This is a genomic window from Nonomuraea sp. CX421 (genome assembly GCF_059358955.1).
In genome coordinates this window covers 130017-147078 of the sequence record NZ_JCADBK010000014.1, presented here as the reverse complement: position 1 = coordinate 147078, position 17062 = coordinate 130017, and the positions used below count along the sequence as shown (strand labels likewise).

20 protein-coding genes are annotated in these 17062 nt (G+C 69.3%); 12 read left to right on the top strand and 8 right to left on the bottom strand.

Going from position 1 to position 17062, the window contains the following annotated elements; genetic code table 11:
• Positions 1–16 precede the first annotated feature (16 nt).
• Complete coding sequence (locus tag AC5L3X_RS24585) at positions 17–526, bottom strand: tRNA adenosine deaminase-associated protein (protein ID WP_189122358.1); 510 nt, start codon at positions 524–526, stop codon at positions 17–19.
• A 142-nt stretch (positions 527–668) separates the two neighbouring features.
• Here AC5L3X_RS24585 and upp point away from each other — a divergent pair, with 142 nt between their 5' ends.
• The 7 genes from upp to AC5L3X_RS24550 all read left to right on the top strand — a co-directional run bounded on the left by upp (position 669) and on the right by AC5L3X_RS24550 (position 5207).
• Positions 669–1307 (top strand): uracil phosphoribosyltransferase, encoded by a 639-nt coding sequence (upp, locus tag AC5L3X_RS24580; protein ID WP_189122359.1) that lies wholly within the window; start codon positions 669–671, stop codon positions 1305–1307.
• 140 nt (positions 1308–1447) lie between these two features.
• Entirely contained in the window at positions 1448–1672 is a 225-nt protein-coding gene (locus AC5L3X_RS24575) for a hypothetical protein (protein WP_189122360.1), read from the top strand.
• A 96-nt stretch (positions 1673–1768) separates the two neighbouring features.
• On the top strand, positions 1769–1927 hold the full coding sequence (locus tag AC5L3X_RS24570) for a hypothetical protein (protein ID WP_189122361.1): 159 nt from the start codon (positions 1769–1771) through the stop codon (positions 1925–1927).
• The gene (locus AC5L3X_RS24565; protein ID WP_189122362.1) at positions 1924–2454 is read left to right on the top strand and encodes a PH domain-containing protein; all 531 of its coding nucleotides are present in this window, start codon (positions 1924–1926) and stop codon (positions 2452–2454) included. The genes AC5L3X_RS24570 and AC5L3X_RS24565 overlap by 4 nt, the downstream gene beginning before the upstream one ends.
• 96 nt (positions 2455–2550) lie before the next feature.
• On the top strand, positions 2551–3894 hold the full coding sequence (locus AC5L3X_RS24560) for a helix-turn-helix domain-containing protein (RefSeq protein WP_494859880.1): 1344 nt from the start codon (positions 2551–2553) through the stop codon (positions 3892–3894).
• 112 nt (positions 3895–4006) lie between these two features.
• Positions 4007–4678: a FadR/GntR family transcriptional regulator gene (locus AC5L3X_RS24555; RefSeq protein WP_189122364.1), complete on the top strand. Its 672-nt coding sequence runs from the start codon at positions 4007–4009 to the stop codon at positions 4676–4678.
• 43 nt (positions 4679–4721) lie between these two features.
• Complete coding sequence (locus AC5L3X_RS24550; protein ID WP_494859879.1) at positions 4722–5207, top strand: MarR family winged helix-turn-helix transcriptional regulator; 486 nt, start codon at positions 4722–4724, stop codon at positions 5205–5207.
• Here the strand turns inward: AC5L3X_RS24550 and dnaN are convergent.
• The 3 genes from dnaN to AC5L3X_RS24535 form a co-directional block, all read right to left on the bottom strand.
• Complete coding sequence (gene dnaN / locus AC5L3X_RS24545; protein WP_494859878.1) at positions 5187–6287, bottom strand: DNA polymerase III subunit beta; 1101 nt, start codon at positions 6285–6287, stop codon at positions 5187–5189. The genes AC5L3X_RS24550 and dnaN overlap by 21 nt on opposite strands.
• Before the next feature lie 64 nt (positions 6288–6351).
• Positions 6352–7002: a response regulator transcription factor gene (locus tag AC5L3X_RS24540; protein WP_225262077.1), complete on the bottom strand. Its 651-nt coding sequence runs from the start codon at positions 7000–7002 to the stop codon at positions 6352–6354.
• Positions 6999–8432, bottom strand: coding sequence for a sensor histidine kinase (locus AC5L3X_RS24535; protein ID WP_494859876.1), 1434 nt, complete (start codon positions 8430–8432; stop codon positions 6999–7001). Before AC5L3X_RS24535 ends, AC5L3X_RS24540 begins: the two co-directional genes overlap by 4 nt.
• A 109-nt stretch (positions 8433–8541) precedes the next feature.
• Here AC5L3X_RS24535 and AC5L3X_RS24530 point away from each other — a divergent pair, with 109 nt between their 5' ends.
• From AC5L3X_RS24530 to soxR, 3 genes are read left to right on the top strand one after another with little or no spacing between them, the layout of a single operon-like run.
• The gene (locus AC5L3X_RS24530) at positions 8542–9447 is read left to right on the top strand and encodes an ABC transporter ATP-binding protein (protein WP_494859875.1); all 906 of its coding nucleotides are present in this window, start codon (positions 8542–8544) and stop codon (positions 9445–9447) included.
• Entirely contained in the window at positions 9444–10178 is a 735-nt protein-coding gene (locus tag AC5L3X_RS24525; protein WP_494859874.1) for an ABC transporter permease, read from the top strand. Before AC5L3X_RS24530 ends, AC5L3X_RS24525 begins: the two co-directional genes overlap by 4 nt.
• Positions 10179–10201: 23 nt before the next feature.
• On the top strand, positions 10202–10684 hold the full coding sequence (gene soxR / locus AC5L3X_RS24520; RefSeq protein ID WP_189122371.1) for a redox-sensitive transcriptional activator SoxR: 483 nt from the start codon (positions 10202–10204) through the stop codon (positions 10682–10684).
• Here soxR and AC5L3X_RS24515 read toward each other — a convergent pair.
• From AC5L3X_RS24515 to AC5L3X_RS24500, 4 genes are all read right to left on the bottom strand, one after another.
• Positions 10681–11127: a universal stress protein gene (locus AC5L3X_RS24515; RefSeq protein ID WP_494859871.1), complete on the bottom strand. Its 447-nt coding sequence runs from the start codon at positions 11125–11127 to the stop codon at positions 10681–10683. The two genes, soxR and AC5L3X_RS24515, sit on opposite strands and share 4 nt — an antisense overlap.
• 154 nt (positions 11128–11281) lie before the next feature.
• Positions 11282–12754 carry a S41 family peptidase gene (locus AC5L3X_RS24510; protein ID WP_494859869.1) on the bottom strand — a complete coding sequence of 491 codons (1473 nt, stop codon included), beginning with the start codon at positions 12752–12754 and terminating at the stop codon, positions 11282–11284.
• Between the two features lie 57 nt (positions 12755–12811).
• Entirely contained in the window at positions 12812–13882 is a 1071-nt protein-coding gene (locus AC5L3X_RS24505; RefSeq protein ID WP_494859867.1) for a serine hydrolase domain-containing protein, read from the bottom strand.
• Positions 13883–13948: 66 nt separating this feature from the next.
• Entirely contained in the window at positions 13949–15055 is a 1107-nt protein-coding gene (locus AC5L3X_RS24500; protein WP_494859865.1) for a serine hydrolase domain-containing protein, read from the bottom strand.
• A 148-nt stretch (positions 15056–15203) separates the two neighbouring features.
• Here AC5L3X_RS24500 and AC5L3X_RS24495 point away from each other — a divergent pair, with 148 nt between their 5' ends.
• Both AC5L3X_RS24495 and AC5L3X_RS24490 read left to right on the top strand, forming a co-directional pair.
• Positions 15204–15860 carry a response regulator transcription factor gene (locus tag AC5L3X_RS24495; RefSeq protein WP_494859864.1) on the top strand — a complete coding sequence of 219 codons (657 nt, stop codon included), beginning with the start codon at positions 15204–15206 and terminating at the stop codon, positions 15858–15860.
• Between the two features lie 2 nt (positions 15861–15862).
• Positions 15863–17032: a sensor histidine kinase gene (locus AC5L3X_RS24490; RefSeq protein WP_494859862.1), complete on the top strand. Its 1170-nt coding sequence runs from the start codon at positions 15863–15865 to the stop codon at positions 17030–17032.
• Positions 17033–17062: the final 30 nt, after the last annotated feature.

Sequence of the window (17062 nt, the reverse complement as noted above, 5' to 3'; positions counted from 1 at the left end):
TCCAAGCTCCAGAGGGTCAGCCGAAGACCGATTCGATCGCACGTTCGAAAGGCTCGGAGAAGCCGAGCCGCGCGGCGATGCTGGACAACATGTCCTCGGGGAGCAGGTCGATGTCCCCGGACAGGATGCCCAGCTCCATCTCGTCGAGCCCGAGGTCGGCGAAGATGGACAGGTCGCCCGCGGGCAGAGCCGTCTCCTCGTCCTGCAGGATCTCGTCGAGCTCGTCCTCGTCCGGGATGGGGATGTCGAGGTATTCGAGGACCTGTTCGGCCAGCGGATAGTCCCAGGACGCGGAGATGTCCGACAGGAAGACATCGACGCGATCGGGCAGAACACGCAGCGCCACGAAGAACTCATCCCCCACCGCGACCAGGCCAATCGTGCCACTCTCACTCGGCTGCTGGCGCAGGGCCTTGATCAGCCCTCTGAGGTCGGACGTGAGCGCGATGGGCAGCAGCTCGGCTTCCCATCGCTCGTCTTCGCGATAGACCACGATGGCGAAGTCGAGCGCATCTTCTTCTGTCATCGTCCACCCCACCCGACGTGGCCTCTACGGCCTCCAATCGTTCCAGACCCGAACAGCCGCCGTGTGCCTCTCCGACCAAATTGTGATCAAATCCGAAGACGCGACGTGCCGGTTCGTTCCACACAAGATAGCGTTGCCCGATATGGAAACCCTCGTCGTCGACCATCCGCTCGTGGCCCACAAGCTCACCACGCTGCGTGATGTCCGCACCGACTCGCCGACATTCCGCCGGCTCGCCGACGAGCTGGTGACGCTGCTGGCGTACGAAGCCACCCGTGATGTCCGGGTGGCGGATGTCACGGTCCAGACGCCGGTCGCCCCCGCTCACGGTGTGCGGATGGCCAAGCCGTACCCCCTGGTGGTGCCCATCCTGCGCGCCGGGCTCGGCATGCTCGACGGCATGACCCGGCTGCTGCCCACCGCGGAGGTGGGCTTCCTCGGCATGATCCGCGACGAGGAGACGCTGCTGGCCGAGACGTACGCGACCCGGCTGCCCGACGACCTGTCGGGGCGGCAGTGCTACGTGCTCGACCCGATGCTGGCCACGGGCGGCACCCTGGCGGCGGCCGTGCAGTTCCTCTTCGACCGGGGCGCCGTCGACGTCACCGCCATCTGCCTGCTCGCCGCCCCTGAGGGGCTCGCCTACATGGACAAGGTCTTCGCCAACTCCGGACGGCCGATCCGCCTGGTCACCGCGGCGGTCGACGATCAGCTGAACGACAGCGGCTACATCGTGCCGGGCCTCGGCGACGCCGGCGACCGGCTCTACGGCGTCGTCTGAGAAAGCACTCCCTTTGGTCACGCGCAGTGGTCGCTTCGTTACATAATGCTGTTGCGGGGGTACGAAGAGCCAGGAAGGCAGCTTCCGCACGGGGCGCGAGGGGGCGCAATGAGTGATTTTCCGGTTGCGAGGGTGTCGTCGTGAGCGATCACACCCATCCGGACCCGACACCGTATACGGACGTCGAGACGGCTCTTCGTGGTGAGTTCGCCGGCGTCCACTCCGCGACCACCGTAACGCGTTGCGTCGAGGCGGCGCACTACGGCGCGCTGGAAGTGACGGGCTATGCCCATCCCAGCCTGGTCGAGCGGATCGCGCGCAAGCACCTTCATGTCCTCGCGCTCGTCGCTAGCGAGCGCGGCTAGCAAGATCACAACTAACCCGCAAAGTTACCTTTACCCCGGCACCTCGGTGGGTAATGTATAGAGCGGGTGTAGTGGGTAAGTGGTACGGAGGCGACAGTGCAGGTCAAAAAGGTCCTGACATACGGTGGTGTCGGGTTTCTGGCGTACTACCTCTTCGCACGCCCCAACGACGCCGCTGACGCGGTTCGGGGGGCGTTCGACACCGTGGTCAACGCGGCCGACTCGCTGGCCCAATTTGTGAACAATCTCGCATGAGACTTGTGACCCACGGGGACTCCGCCCCGTCATCGGTCAACCGCTACCTACTCCCCGACGAACAACAGGTCATCATGGTGCGGCGCCACCCGGCCGTGCTACTCCGTCCGGTCGCCGAGGTCTTCGGCGGCCTGATCATCGCCGGCCTCCTCAGCAAGGTCTTCGGCGACTCGGGGGGCGGCACGGCCCTCGTCGTCGTCTGGTGGCTCTGGCTGCTCCTGCTGATCCGCTTCGTGTGGAAGGTCGCGGAGTGGTCGGTCGACTACTTCGTAGTGACCTCCAAGCGCATGCTGCTGACGACGGGCCTGATCACGCGCAAGGTCGCGATGATGCCCCTGCAGAAGGTCACCGACATGAGCTTCAAGCGCTCCTTGATGGGGCGCATGCTCGGCTACGGCGAGTTCATCCTCGAATCCGCCGGTCAGGATCAGGCCCTGTCCAACGTCGAGTACATCCCGTATCCTGAGACGCTTTACCTTGAGGTCTGTCAGATGCTCTTCCCCAGCAAGGACAGTGGTGACGATTAACCCTTAGCTGGGGAATTCTTCACCTGGGGATACCCGATTCGGCCACTTCATGCAATCATTGCGGAGTGTTGACCCTTCCCCGCCTTGAGAGATGAGATGCCGAGTCAGGGAACCATCGGTGACCGCGTCCGCGGACTGCGGCTGAACAGGCGGATGTCCCAAGCCCAGTTGGCCGGACCCGACCTGTCTGACAGTTATGTCTCGCTCATCGAGTCGGGTAAGCGCACTCCGACTCCGGTTGTAGCCCGACTCCTGGCCGAGCGCCTGGGGTGCACCACCGAGTTCCTCCTGCACGGGATCGAGCCTCGGCAGCGCATCGACACCGAGCTCGGCCTTCGCCACGCCGAGCTGGAGCTCCAGCATGGCGATCCGGCCGTGGCCGCCGAACGCTTCACCGAGATCGTGAAGGTCGCCGACGAGGAAAACGCGATGCTGACCGCGCACGCCCGCTTCGGCAGGGCGCGGGCGCTGGAGGCACAGGGCCGGCTCGGCCAGGCGGTGGAGGCCTTCGAGCGACTGCGCCGAGAGGCGGCGGCCCACCCCGAGCGGCTCGCCGACCTGCCACTCGCCGTAGCGCTGAGCCGCTGCTACCAGCGGGCCGGCGACCGGCTACGCGCCCGCGACCTCGCGGCCCACGCGCTTGAGCAGGCCATGCGCCTTGAGATCGCGCAGGGCGAGCTCGCCGTCGACCTGGCCGCCACGATCGTCGAGGCGCGAGGCGAGCTCGACACCGCCTCCCCCGAGCTCACCTTCGTCAAGCGCGTGCTCGACATCGCCGGCGTGCCTGACGTTGTGGACCGTTCCGGAGAGATCCAGGCGCTGTGGCAGGCGAGTGCCGCCGCGGCCGCGGGTGACGACTCCGCGCTGGCCGTACGCCTGGCCGACGACGCCATCACCGCAGGCCGCCAGGACCGGCTGGCGCTCCAGCTGGCCAGGATCGCCATGCACTGGGCCAGGCTGGCCACGACGCCCGTCGAGGAGGCCGAGCGCCTGGTCGGCGCGGCGGCCCGTGCCTTCGCGTCCATCCCGGCCACCGCGCACGAGCACGGTGAGACCCTCATCGCGCACGCCAGGGTCAGGTTGCGGGCCGGTGACGCCGGTCGGGCCGGCGAGGTCGCGACGGCGGCGCTCGATCTGCTCGGTGACGCTCGCGGGACGGCTCCGGCCGAGGCGCACCTGGTGCTCGCCACCGTCGCCCTCGATCTCGACAGTGAGGCCACCAAGCACCTGAGCAGCGCTCGCGTGCTGCTCGACGGGCTCAACCGGCCGGTGTTCGGCTCCGACCGGCAGGTCGCTCGCTGCTGGCGCGAGCTGGGCGACCTGTATGGCAGGGTCGGTGACCCGGCACAGCAGACCGGCGCGTATCGTAAAGCCCTCGAAGCCGCCGGAGTGCGTTCCGCACTGGCAGGCCTTACGGTCGACGCCTCTGTATCTCGCTGACCGCGCAGTCCTCCGGGGGCTCCAGATTTGTGGTGCCCCAGTCTGGAATACACTGGGGCTTACCAGTCATTGACTCATCGGATGATTGGTTTTCCCCCGGAGGAGGCGGACTGTGAGTCTGCGTACGGCGCAGCGGGCTTCGCTCGTCGACCAGGTGATCGATCAGCTCAAGGAGCAGATCGTCTCAGGGTCATGGCAGATGAACGGCAAGATCCCAACCGAGACCGTGCTCGCCGAGCAGCTAGGAGTGGGACGCAACACCGTTCGCGAGGCCGTGCGCGCGCTCACCCATGCCGGGCTGCTCGAATGCCGCCAAGGCGACGGCACCTACGTCCGTGCGACCAGCGAGCTTTCCGGCGCCATGCTCCGGCGGCTGCGGCAGGCCGAGCAGTTGGAGATCCTGGAGGTGCGGCGCGCGCTCGAGATCGAGTCGGCGCGGCTCGCCGCCACCCGGCGCACCGACGAGGACATCCTGCGCATCGAGGCGGCCCTGGCCGAGCGCGACCGGGCCTGGGAGCTCGACGACGCCGACTACTTCGTGGAGGCCGACCTGGCCTTCCACATGTCCGTCGCGCATGCCACGCACAACCTGGTGCTCATCGACCTCTACGAGGACTTCTCGGCCGCGCTGCGGGCCAGCATCACGGCCGCGGGCACGTCGCTGAACAAGACCTACATCCCGCACGACGCCATCGCCCGTGCCATCGCGGCGGGTGACGCCAGTGCCGCCGAACGCGCCGGTCACGCCTGCATGGAGCACATTCTCATCGCCCTCACCGAGTGACCGCGACGCTGACGTACGTTCCAGTGACTGATCGGGGGCGACGGTGCGCAGGAGCCGGCAGCAACAGGACGATCCCGATCTGGGCGTCCTGACCAGCCGCACGCTGTTCAGCCTGCAGCGCGAGCTCTTCGCCGCCATCGCCGAGCAGGGACATCCGGAGCTCAGACCGCGCCACGGGGCGGTGCTGGCCTACCTCGACGAGGAGGGCAGCCGGGCCACCGACCTGGCCGCGCGGTCAGGGCAGCACAAGCAGGTCATCGGCACCCTCGTCGACGAGCTGGTCGAGCTGGGATACGTGGAGCGCCGGCCCGACCCCGCCGACCGGCGGGCCAAGCTGATCGTGCCCACCGCGAAGGGGCTGGACGAGATGGCCGTGTCGGACGCCGCCATGGCCGCCATCGAGGCCCGGCACGCCGAGGCCGTGGGCGCGAGCGCCTACGCGGAGTTCAAGCGGGTCTTCCGGCTGGTCGCCGAACGCCAGTCAGCCACGCTGGTCGCCCGGCGCGGGTCAGCCACCGAGCCGCAGTGACATCACAAGATAGCGGAAGGCGGGCTCACCGTCGCCCGGCACGTCCTGGATGAGGGCGGGCCTGGACGGCGACTCCATGTTGATGCGGGCCAGCTCACTCTCAATGCCGGTGAGGCCGTCGATCAGGAACTGCGACTGGAAGGCGATCTGGATGTCGTCGCCGCGCAGCTCGCAGTCGAGCACCTCGGTGCCGCGGCCGATGTCGCCGCCACCGGCCTGGATCGTCACCTGCCCCTGGGTGAACGAGAGCCGGATCGCGGTGTTGCGCTCGGCCACCAGCGCGACCCGCTTGATGGCCTCGACGAACGGCCCCACGCGCACGTCGGCCCTGATCGACCAGTCGGAGGTCAGCCGGGTGCGGTAGTCGATGAACTGCTCGTCGAGCAGGCGGACGGTGGTGCTGCGCCCGACGCTCTCGAACCCGGCCACCCCGTCGCCCATCGCGATCTCCACCTCGCCACCGCGCAGTGACTTGGCCACCTCGACCAGCACGCGGGCGGGCACCATGGCGGAGACAGCGAGATCGGGCCTGGCCGGGCGCCAGGCGAACTCGCGGGCCGCGATGCGGTAGCGGTCGGTGGCGGCCATCGTCACCGTCTCGCCGTCGATGTCGACCCTGATGCCGGTGAGCATGGGCAGCGTGTCGTCGCGGCTGGACGCGGGCGCGACCTGGCCCACAGCCGAGGCGAACACCCCGCCACCGATGGCCCCGATGCTCGGCGGCATCGTGGGCATGGTCGGGAAGTCCTCGACCGGCATCGTCACCAGCCCGAACTCGGCACTGCCGCAGGTCAGCACCGCCTCGGCGCCTTCGGTGAAGATCTCGACATCGTCGCCGGGAAGGCTGCGGCTGATCTCGGCCAGCAGCCGGCCGGGGATCAGCACGCTGCCGGGCTCGGACACCTCGGCCTCGATCCGGGCCTGTGCCGAGACGTCGTAGTCGAACGCGGACAGGCTCAGCTCCTCGCCGGCCTCCAACAGCAGCCCGGACAGCACCGGCATCACAGGGCGGCTGGGCAGAACCCTGGCGGCCCACGCCACCGCATCCGCCAGGACATCACGGTTAACCCGGATCTTCACCTGATCGCCCCTTTCGTCGCGCCTGACTCCTACGAAGGTAGCGGGTCCGACCGACAAAGCCGCCCTAACGGCTGTTCAGATAGGCGAGGACGGCCAGCACGCGCCGGTTGTCGTCGTCGGAGGGCGCGAGACCGAGCTTGGCGAAGATCCCGGCGGTGTGCTTGGCCACCGCGCTCTCGCTGAGATAGAGCCGCTGGGAGATCGCCGCGTTGGAACGCCCCTCGGCCATCGCCTCCAGCACCTCCCGCTCGCGTGGGGTGAGCGCGGCCAGGGGCTCGTGCCGGGCATTGCTGGCCAGCAGCTTGGCGATGACCTCGGGGTCCATCGCGGTCCCGCCCTCGGCCACTCGGTGGACGGCGTCGATGAACTGCTCCGCGTTGAACACCCTGTCCTTCAGCAGGTAGCCGATCGCGCCCGAGCCGTCGGCCAGCAACTCGCGGGCGTAGAGCTGCTCGACGTGCTGGGACAGCACCAGGATCGGCAACCCCGGCAGTTGCGCGCGGGCCGCCAGCGCTGCCTGCAGGCCCTCGTCGGTGAATGTGGGCGGCAGGCGTACGTCCACGATCGAGACGTCGGGGCGGAGCTCGATCAGGCCCTTGAGCAGCTCGGGCCCGCTCTCCACGGCGGCCACGACGGTGAAGCCATGGGCCTGCAGAAGGTGGACCAGGCCGTCTCTGAGCAGATAGAGATCCTCGGCGATGAGTACGCGCTTCACCGGTCGCATCCCGTGGACAGCGGGGTGGCCCAGGCCGGCCGGTTCTGCCGGGCGTACTGGGTGGGGATGAGGGAGGCCAGCACGTACATGGCGATACCGAGCGTGATCATGCCCACGATGAAGGGCCACTGCCAGGGGCCGGGCAGGTACAGCGCCAGAAACCAGCTCTTCTCCTCGGCTCCGACGATTTTGAAGACGCCGGCCACGAGGCCCTGCGGGAACAACGGACACCAGGCCAGGCCCCAGCACACCGCCACCGTGGCGGCCTTCCAGCGCGGCATCTTGGGCAGGCTGCCCGCCCAGTGCTCGGGCAGCGCGTGGGGCAACTCCATGTGCACGGTCGTCGGGCCGCCCGGCGGGCTGTTGACGGCGAGCACGCCGTCGAAGGCGGCCAGCCGCCGCTCGATGCCGAGCAGGCCGCTGCCCTTGCCGGGCTCGGCACCGCCCATGCCGTCGTCGGTCACGGTGACCCGCAGGTACGGCCCGTCACCTCTGATGTCGACCGTGGCCGAGCGGGCGTCGCCATGCCTGGCGGCGTTGGAGAGCAGCTCGCTGACCGCGAAGTAGATCGCCGCCTCCACCGGCGGCTCCGGCCGGTGCGGCAGGTCGACCTCCACGGTCACCCGCAACGCGCTGTCCAGCGCGAGGGCTCGCACGGCGTCGGCGAGCCCGCGCTCGGCCAGCACCGGAGGGTGGATGCCCCGGATGACCCTGCGCAGCTCCGTCAGGGTGTCGGCGGACGCCTCCCTGGCCTTGGTCAGCAGTGCTCTGGCCGCCGCGGGATCCTTCTCGACGAGCTCCTCGACGGCACCGAGCGTCATGCCGATGGCGACGAGCCTGGCCTGCGTGCCGTCGTGCAGGTCGCGCTCGATCCTGCGCATCTCGGCCGCCTGGGAGTCGGCGGCCAGGTTGCGTACCCGGTTGAGGTGGGAGACCTGCCCGGCCAGCCTGCTGGCGCGGGTCGCGGACAGCAGTAACTCGCACCAGAGCCCGTACAACCGCAGACCGCGCTCCGGCATCGTGAAGAACACCGGCAGCAACAGCACCTTGATCAGGGGGTCGAGCAGCAGCCAGAGCCCGTCGCGCCAGGTCGCCGGATCGGACAGCATCCATTTCCACCGGTCGTTCCAGGCGGGTATCCGTGGCGTCCTGTAGAGCGTCCGGTCGTGGCGGTACATCCCGTCGGCCTGCTGCTCCGGGGGCGGCGGCTTGGGCAGGTACGGCGAGGCGATCTCGATGTCCGTCCACGCGCGCACCCGGCACCGGGTGTCCTCCGCCAGCCGACGCACCAGCCGGACGTGCGGCGGATAGAGAAAGACCATGCCGAGCGCGAACGTGCCGAGGAGAGCGAGGAAGGAGATCACGATCACCGGCACTTGCACGAGGATCAACGCGAGCAGCGCCGTCGCCTGACCGAACCTTCTGAGCATGCCTCTAGTGTGCTCGAACCGGACAGGCGCCGTCGATGCACCTAGGTACACCCTTACCTGGCATCCAGCCCGATTCCCCGCGCTTACCGCGCTCCCTACCGTCGTCACCATGAAGGTCATCGAGGTCAGAAACCTCCACAAGCGCTACCCCAACCACGTGGCGGTGCACGACGTGTCGTTCGAGGTGGCCGAAGGTGAGATCTTCGGCATCCTCGGTCCGAACGGCGCCGGCAAGACCACCACCGTGGAGTGCGTCTCCGGCCTGCGCACCCCCGACGGTGGCACCGTCCGGGTCGCCGGCATCGACCCGGTCGCGGAGCGCGACGCGCTGCGCCGGGTGCTGGGTGTCCAACTGCAGAGTTCCGCGCTGCCCGAGAAGATCAAGGTGTGGGAGGCGCTGGACCTGTACGCCTCCTTCTACCCCGACCCCGCCGACTGGCAGGCACTGCTGGAGCAGGTCGGGCTGGCCGACAAGCGGGACGCCCTGTTCGGCAAGCTCTCCGGCGGCCAGCGCCAGCGGCTGTCGGTCGCGCTCGCCCTCGTCGGCAAGCCGCGCGTCGCCGTACTCGACGAGCTCACCACCGGGCTCGACCCGCAGGCCCGCAGGGACACCTGGGAACTGGTCGAGCAGGTGCGCGACTCCGGCGTGACGATCGTGCTCGTCACCCACTTCATGGAGGAGGCCGACCGGCTCTGCGACCGCATCGCGCTCATCGACTCCGGCCGGGTCGTCGCCACCGACTCGCCGGCCGGGCTGATCGCCCGGGTGGGCAACGAGCAGCGGGTACGGTTCCGGCCCTCCGCCCCCGTCGAGGACTCCCTCCTGACGGCGTTGCCCGAGGTGACGAGCGTCAGCCGCAGCGGCGAGCAGGTCGTGGTGACCGGCACCGGAAACCTGGCCCCCGCCGTCACGCTGGCCCTGGCCCAGCAGCAGATCATCCCCGGCGACCTGCGCATCGAGCAGGCCACGCTGGACGACGCGTTCCTCGCGCTCACCGGAAGGAAGCTCGCATGAAGAAGATCCTGGCCGTCGAGACCAAGTTGCTCCTGCGCGACTGGCCCGCCGTCGTGTTCAGCCTCGCCCTGCCCGTCGGCCTGCTGGTGGTCCTGGGGCAGATCCCCGATCTGTCGAAGCCTGATCCCGAGTTCGGCGGGCAGCGGTTCGTGGACAGCCAGCTTCCGGCCCAGATGATCCTGCTGGCGTTGCTCACGACCTCCTTCACCGTGCTCCCCGGCGTGCTGGCCGCCTACCGGGAGCAGGGCGTGCTCAGAAGGATGTCCACAACGCCCGTGCACCCCTCCCGGCTGCTGGGCGCGCACCTGCTGATCAATCTCGGCGTCGCGGTGGTGGCCGTCGTGCTCGTGATCCTGGCGGGATGGCTGGTGCACGGCTCGACGCCGCCCGAGCAGATCTTCGGGTTCGCTCTGGTGTGCCTGCTCGGCACCGCCGCGATGCTGGCCATCGGGCTGGTGATCGCCTCGGTCGCGCCCAACGCCAAGTCCGCGCCCGGCATCGGGTCGGTCGTGATGTTCCCGCTGATGTTCGTCGCCGGCATGTGGATCCCGCGCGAGATCATGCCGGACGCGCTGCGCATGGTCAGTGACTACTCGGTGGTGGGGCCGTTCATCAACGCCATGCGCGACACCTGGGCGGGCGACTGGCCGCAGCTTCCGCACCTGGCCGTGATGCTCGTCGGGCTGGCGCTATTCGGCGGCCTGGCCGTACGCCTGTTCAAGTGGGAGTAGCTTCCTCAAGTAAGCTTCAGGTCATGACCAAGGTCGTGTGGAACACCCGTGAGCTCACGGTCGGGCAGCTCGCCGAGCGCAGCGGCGTGGCCGTGTCTGCACTGCACTTCTACGAGGCCAAGGGCCTCATCAGCAGCCGCCGCACCGCGGGCAACCAGCGCCGCTACACCCGTGACACCCTTCGCAGAGTCGCGTTCGTACGGCTCGCCCAGCGCCTCGGCATCCCCCTGAAGACGATCAAAGAGGCGCTGGCCACGCTGCCCGAGAACCGCACCCCCACGCGCGACGACTGGGCGCAGCTGTCGGCCGCCTGGCGCTCCGACCTCGACGACCGCATCGAGCAGCTCCAGCGGCTGCGCGACGACCTGACCGACTGCATCGGCTGCGGCTGCCTGTCACTCGACCGGTGCGCGCTGGCCAACCCGCACGACCGGCTCGGCGAGGAGGGGCCGGGTGCCCGGCGCATCGACACCCGGCTCACCCCCGCCAACGCCTGCTGCGGCTAGGACGCGGGGGGCGGCACCACGAGCGTCGGGCGGCGCGTGTGGTGCAGCACGTGGTTGGAGACGCTGCCCAGCAGGACGGACCGGACCGTCGAAAGACCACGGGAACCGAAGACGATCACCGAGGCGTCGAGCTCGTCGGCGACCTCCACGATCGTCTTCCAGATCGACTCGTCGTCGGCCACGGCCCGGTGGGAGACCGCGGTGAACCCCGCGGCGACGGCCAGTTCGGCCCCCTCCTTGGCCTGCTGCTCGGCCAGCGCTCCCCATTCGCCGGAGTCGTCGGTCACCAATGCCGGGGCCGCGATCGGATATTTCCTGAGCTGCACCAGTAGTGGCTCCCACACGGTCAGTACGACCACCGGCTGGGGCGTCAGGTGCTTGGCCGCGACCTCGATCGCGGTGCGTGAGTTCGCCGAGCCGTCGTAGGCGATGAGGATGGTCATGAAGTGTCAGTTCCCTTCGGTCTTCTCCTCTCTAGAGCGTTCGATTGATCATCCGTGATTCCCCGCCTGAGTGTCTCGTGGGTCACATCCCGCGCGAGGTCGCGCCTGGCTCGACCTCGCAGAACGGCTCCGGCCCGCGCGGCCGGGCGTGCTCCTAGCGGGCGGCGGGAAGCAGGGACAGGGCCTTGGCCATCGCCGGGTCGCGGCCCTCGCGCAGGTCCTTGGCGGTCAGCGGCAGGTAGTGGTCGGGCGGCACACCGATGCCGTTGATCAGTTGGTGGTCGGCCCCCACCTGGTAGGCGGCGGGCAGTGACAGGATGCTTCCGTCGTCCAGGATGGACATATGGGCGGGTCCCGACACCATGCCCGACGTGCGAGATCCGATCAACGGCCCGACCTTGAGGTCCTTGACCGCGCTGGAGAACGCATCGCAGGCCGAGGCGCAGATGCCGTCGGTGAGCACGGCCAGGGGCAGGTCGAGCAGCGGGACCGCGTCGTCGGTGCGATTGGGCGTGCACGTGTTGTCCGGGGCGCAGTCATAGCTGTACACCTTGCCGTGGACGAAGCTGCTGAGCAGCTTGACGACCTCGCCGGGAGAACCGCCGTTGGTGCCGCGCAGGTCGAGGACGAGGCCACGCAGTTTCTTGTCCTCACGCAGTCCGGCGATGGCGGCCAGGACCTGGTCCGCGGTCCCGGGCTGGAAGTTGGCGAGCTTGATCGCGGCCACGTCACCGTCGACGACGCGGGCCGTCACGGGCCGCGTCGTGGGCGTGAACGCCTCCGGCCGCAGCGTCGTCTTCCTGACGCGGCCGGTGGAGGGGTCGAGCAGCGCCAGTCGCACCGGATCCGGCCGGCCACCGGCGTATTCGGGGTTGAGCAGGTTCATGGCGCCGCTGGACAGGACACCGTCCACGAAGACGGGCGCGTCGTTGACGGACTGCACGATCTCGCCTGGACGTATCCGAGCGGCGGCGGCCGGGCCGCCCTGCATGGCGTTGACGAACAACGGAGCCACCGCCTTCTGTGGAGCCCGGTACGTGATCGAATAGCCGGGTGAGGTGGTGAAGCCGAGGCCGTAGACGTCGCCCGGCTTACCGGGCGGTTGCCCTTGGCGGCGCCACTGCGAGTGGTTGTCGTGCAGGCTGCCCACCATGCCCTTGATCGTCGCTCCGGCCACGGCTTGCCGCAGCGCGGCGTCGTCCGGCAGCTCGGCCACCACCCGCTCGTACACGGCCGCGAACGCGTCCAGGTCGGCCGCGCTGTTCCCGGTCAGCGGCGGCATGGCGGCGTCGGGCCGGTCGGCGCCGCGGCGGTTCAGTTCCTCGGTGAGCCCGGCGAAACCGGCCGCGAGCACCGCCCGATGGTCGAGTCGCTCGCGACCATAGAAGCCGGTGAAGATGCAGTCGTATGCCTGCCTGATGGTGCTCAGGCCGGTGGCCGCCTGCTTGATGGTGCTGAGGCCGGTGGCGCCGGGCTGGGGCGGCTTGGAGCCGCACACGTCCGCCTCGGCCCGCGCGGTCGCCTCGGCCCGCGCGGTCGCCTCGGTCCGCACGGTCGCCTCGGTACAGGACGTCGCTAGCGTCAGGATGCCGGTGCAGGCCAGCGCGGTCAGGAGGGAACGCTTCACGCTGATGGGTCTCCTTCACTCATGTGGGCGGATGCCGCGGGCGGCGGATGGCTCTGGTTACCGGCTGGGGCAGAGCACGGCTTCTGCGGCCTTGTCCATGGCCGCACCGACGGCCATGGTCCGCTCGTTCGGGATCTTCAGCGTGATGGCGACCGCGAACTGCAGCCGGCCGTCGGCCGAAGTGAAGGTGACGGTGGTGATCCCGGGCGCGCCGCCCGTAGCCGACGCGACCGTTCCGCCGCACAGAACGGGGAACGGCCGTGGCAGCTCTCGGCGCAGCTCTGACGGCAGCAGCCGGCCCTCGTTCAACGCGCGGTAGAAGGCGCTGACGTCGTGCGCGGTGGAGATCGCTCCTTCGGCACCCCAACTGGTGGCGTTAAGTCGGTCGACGTCCCGTGGCCTGCCCTTGGCGTCGGGGTAGTAGCCGTGTCCGTGCGGCCCCTTGATCCGGTCGGAGACCTTGGTGGCCAGATAGGTGTGGTTCATGCCGAGCGGCGCGAACAGGCGCTGCGCGAACTCGGTGGCCCGATCGTGGCCGGTCACCTTCTCGATGATCATGCCAAGGAGAACGTAGTTGGTGGTGGAGTACACGTACTGTCCCGGTGCTCCCTGGCGAGGCACGGTACGCGCGGCCTTCACCAGGTCGATCGGGCGGTAGGCGGTGGTGAAGTCGAAGACGTCGAACTTCTCGCTGGCGATGAAGTCAGGGATGCCTGAGGTGTGGCGGATCAGCTGCCGCACGGTGATTTCGTCGGCCCGATCCACCCAGTCCTGCTTGGCCACCTCGGGCAGGAGGTTGCTGAGCTTGTCATCCAGGCCGAGTTTGCCTTCCTTGACCAGTTGCAGGACGACCGCGGCCTCCATGAGCTTGGTCTGCGATGCGATGCGGTAACGGGAATTCGCGGGGATGCGCCCGCCCTTGCCGCCGAGCAGGCGCGAACCCGCCGTCCCCTTACCCACCCGCTTGCCATCGACGTACGCCTCTCCGATGGCCCCCACCACCCCGTCGATCTTCGCCAGGTTCGCCATGGTCTGCTGGACGTCTCCCAGCCTGACCTCGTCGCCAGCGGCGGTTGCGGGCCCGGCGACGCTCAACGCCAGCACCGCGCAGGCCACCCCGACGGTCATGCCAACGCTCCTCCCACGCCTCATCGCTGAGACCTTCTCTCCTTGGTGCGTGCTCGTCATGGTCGATCACCCTTCGGGGCAGAGCACGGCTTCGGCGGCCTTGTTGATGACCTCACCGACGGCCATGGCCTGCTCGTTCCTGATCTTCAGGGTGGTGGACACGGCGAACTGACGGCGGCCGTCGGCGGAGGTGAAGGTCACGGCCAGAAAGCCGGGGGCATTGCCGGCGACCGGCGCGACCGTTCCGCCGCACAGACGGGGCAGCGGCTGTCCCATCTCTCGTCGCAGGTCCGGCGGCAGCAGCCGGCCCAGGTTCAACGCACGGTAGAAGGCGCTGACGTCGTGCGCGGTGGAGATGACCCCTCCGGCCGCGCCACCAAAGCTCGCGTTCTGCCGGTCCACGTCGCGAAGCTTGCCCGTGGCGTCAGGGCGGTAGCCGTGCCCGTGCGGGCCCTTGATGCCCTGAGGAGGCCTGGTGGGCAGATAGGTGCGGCTCATCCCGAGAGGCAGGAAAAGGCGCCGGGTCAGCTCGGCGGACAGGCTATGGCCGGTCACCTTCTCGATGATCATGCCGAGGAGGAAGTAGTTGGTATTGGAGTAGGAGAACCTCTCGCCCGGCTCCCCCGTGGGGGGCAGCTTGCGTGACGCCCTCACCAGATCGACCGGAGGGTAGTAGGTCGTGAAATCGAAGGGGTCGTCGAACTGCCCGGAGGCGAAGAAGTCGGGGATGCCGGAGGTGTGCCGGATCAGCTGCCGCACGGTGATCTCATCGGCCCGATCCACCAGATCCTGCTGCGCCACCTCTGGCAGAACGTCGGCCAGCTTGTCGTCCAGACCGAGCTTGCCCTCCTTGACCAGTTGCAGCAGCACGGTGGCCGTCATCAGCTTGGTCTGGGACCCGACGCGGTAGCGGGAGCCCGTAGGGATGCGGCCGCCCTTGCCGTTGAGCAGGCGGGAACCCGCCGTGCCCTGGCCCACCCGCCTGCCGTCGACGTACGCCTCCGCGATGGCGCCCACCACCCCGTCGGTCTTCGCCAGGTCCGTAATGGCCTGCTGGACGTCTCCCAGCTCGACCTCGTCGGCGGCGGCGGCGGTCGCGGGTCCGGGGACGCTCAACGCCAGCACCGCGCATGCCACCCCGACGGCCGTGCCAACGGTCCTCCCACGCCTCATCGCTGAGACCTTCTGGTGCGTACTCGTCATTGTCGATCACCTTTCCTGACGGGACTTCGAGGGTGACCACATCTACCGGCCGGCACCGATCGGTGGCCGATCGGCGACCCATATCCGTGCCATATGCGGGAGTTGCGATACTGCCGGGATGCGCGTGCTCTTGGTCGAAGACGAGCAGCCCCTCGCCGGATACATCGAGGCCGGGCTGCGCAAACACGGCTTCACCGTCGACGTCGCCCTCGACGGGCGGACCGCTCTCGACAAGTGCGAGCTCACGCCGTACGACGTGGTGGTCCTGGACCGGGACCTGCCGGTCGTGCACGGCGACGAGGTGTGCCGCAGGCTCGCCCAGCGGGGGAGGTCACGGGTGCTGATGCTGACCGCGTCCGACGCCGTCGAGGACCGGGTCGGCGGGCTGATGCTGGGCGCGGACGACTACCTGGGCAAGCCGTTCGCGTTCTCCGAGCTGGTCGCGCGGGTCCACACCCTGGTACGGCGCAGCGCACCGGCCCGCCCGCCGGTGCTGCGCGTCGGCGCCGTAGCCCTGGATCCGGCCCGGCGCAGCGCCGAGCGGGACGGGCGGCTGCTGCGCCTGACGCCCAAGGAGTTCGGCGTGCTCGAACAGCTGATGGCCGCCGGCGGTGACGTGGTCAGCGCGGAGACCCTGCTGGACAAGGTGTGGGACGAGCACGCGGACCCGTTCACCAACGCGATCCGGATCACCGTCGGCACGCTGCGCCGTAAGCTCGGCGATCCACCGCTGATCGAGACCGTCACCGGCGCCGGCTACCGGATCGGCGGCTGAGGATGATCCGGCTGACCGCCCGGGCCCGGCTCGCATCGCTACAGACCGCCCTGGTGCTGGCCACCGGCGCCGCGCTGACCGGGTTGACCTACCTGCTGACGCGGCGCCGCCCCGCGCTCTTCACCCACCTGGACTCGATCGGCTCCGACCCGCCGGGCACGCCCCAGCCGATGCCACTGGGGACCGAGGAACTGCGCGCTCTCGCCGAACGGGTGGAGGCCGACACCCTGTCCGCGCTGCTGCCCCAGGCCGGTCTGGCGCTCATCGTGGTGACCGGGCTGGCCGCCGTACTGAGCTGGCTGGTGGCAGGTCGGGTGCTGCGGCCGATCCGGGTGATCTCCTCCACCGCCCGGCGGCTGTCGGCCGAGAACCTCACCGACCGGGTCCCGGTCACCACCCCCGCCGACGAGCTGTCGGCACTGGCGGGCACGGTCAACGACATGCTGGACCGCATCCAGCGCGGCGTCGCCGAGCGGGACCGGGTCCTGGACGGTCAGCGGCTGTTCACCGCCAACGCCGCCCACGAGCTGCGTACGCCGCTGACCACCGCGCGTACGGCGATCGACGTCACCCTGGACGGAGACCCCAGCCGTGCCGAGCTGCTCGCGATGGCCGGTGACGTACGCGGCGCCGTCGAGCACCTGCAGCGCGTCCTGGACGGGCTGCTGCTGTTGGCGCGCAGCCAGGCCGGGTTCGGAGCGCGGGAGCCGGTCGACCTGGCCGCCATCGCGATCGCCGCCCTCGACGCCGCCGGAGCGCGGGCGGCGGCCACCGACATCGCCGTGCGATCCGAGCTCCGGCCGGCACCGGTCAACGGCGAACCGGTCCTGCTGGAACGGATGATCGGCAACCTGGTCGACAACGCGCTCCGCTACAACCAGGCGGGCGGGCGGCTGGTCGTCGAGACGGGTACGACGGACGGACGCGCCGTCCTGCGGATCTCCAACACCGGCCGACAGATCCCTCCTGACGAGGCGCAGACGCTGCTGGAACCGTTCGTGCACGGGCAGGGCACCCGCGTCCGTACCGACGGACTCGGGCTGGGACTGTCGATCGTGCGCGCGGTCACCCTCGCCCACCGGGGACGGATCGCGATCGCCGCCCGCACCGGCGGCGGCCTCGACATTACCGTCGACCTCCCGCAGAGCCCCGCCACGGCACCGACGGCGTGAAATCCGCCAACCTGAGCTGCGCAACTCGCG

Coding starts and splice junctions, on each gene's coding strand:
- upp (WP_189122359.1), top strand. CDS start 669: ATGGAAACCCTCGTCGTCGACCATCCGCTCGTGGCCCACAAGCTCACC.
- AC5L3X_RS24505 (WP_494859867.1), bottom strand. CDS start 13,882: ATGACCGTCGGGGTGGCCTGCGCGGTGCTGGCGTTGAGCGTCGCCGGG.
- AC5L3X_RS24585 (WP_189122358.1), bottom strand. CDS start 526: ATGACAGAAGAAGATGCGCTCGACTTCGCCATCGTGGTCTATCGCGAA.
- AC5L3X_RS24560 (WP_494859880.1), top strand. CDS start 2,551: ATGCCGAGTCAGGGAACCATCGGTGACCGCGTCCGCGGACTGCGGCTG.
- AC5L3X_RS24530 (WP_494859875.1), top strand. CDS start 8,542: ATGAAGGTCATCGAGGTCAGAAACCTCCACAAGCGCTACCCCAACCAC.
- AC5L3X_RS24500 (WP_494859865.1), bottom strand. CDS start 15,055: ATGAGGCGTGGGAGGACCGTTGGCACGGCCGTCGGGGTGGCATGCGCG.
- AC5L3X_RS24495 (WP_494859864.1), top strand. CDS start 15,204: ATGCGCGTGCTCTTGGTCGAAGACGAGCAGCCCCTCGCCGGATACATC.
- AC5L3X_RS24515 (WP_494859871.1), bottom strand. CDS start 11,127: ATGACCATCCTCATCGCCTACGACGGCTCGGCGAACTCACGCACCGCG.
- AC5L3X_RS24565 (WP_189122362.1), top strand. CDS start 1,924: ATGAGACTTGTGACCCACGGGGACTCCGCCCCGTCATCGGTCAACCGC.
- AC5L3X_RS24525 (WP_494859874.1), top strand. CDS start 9,444: ATGAAGAAGATCCTGGCCGTCGAGACCAAGTTGCTCCTGCGCGACTGG.
- AC5L3X_RS24535 (WP_494859876.1), bottom strand. CDS start 8,432: ATGCTCAGAAGGTTCGGTCAGGCGACGGCGCTGCTCGCGTTGATCCTC.
- AC5L3X_RS24490 (WP_494859862.1), top strand. CDS start 15,863: ATGATCCGGCTGACCGCCCGGGCCCGGCTCGCATCGCTACAGACCGCC.
- soxR (WP_189122371.1), top strand. CDS start 10,202: ATGACCAAGGTCGTGTGGAACACCCGTGAGCTCACGGTCGGGCAGCTC.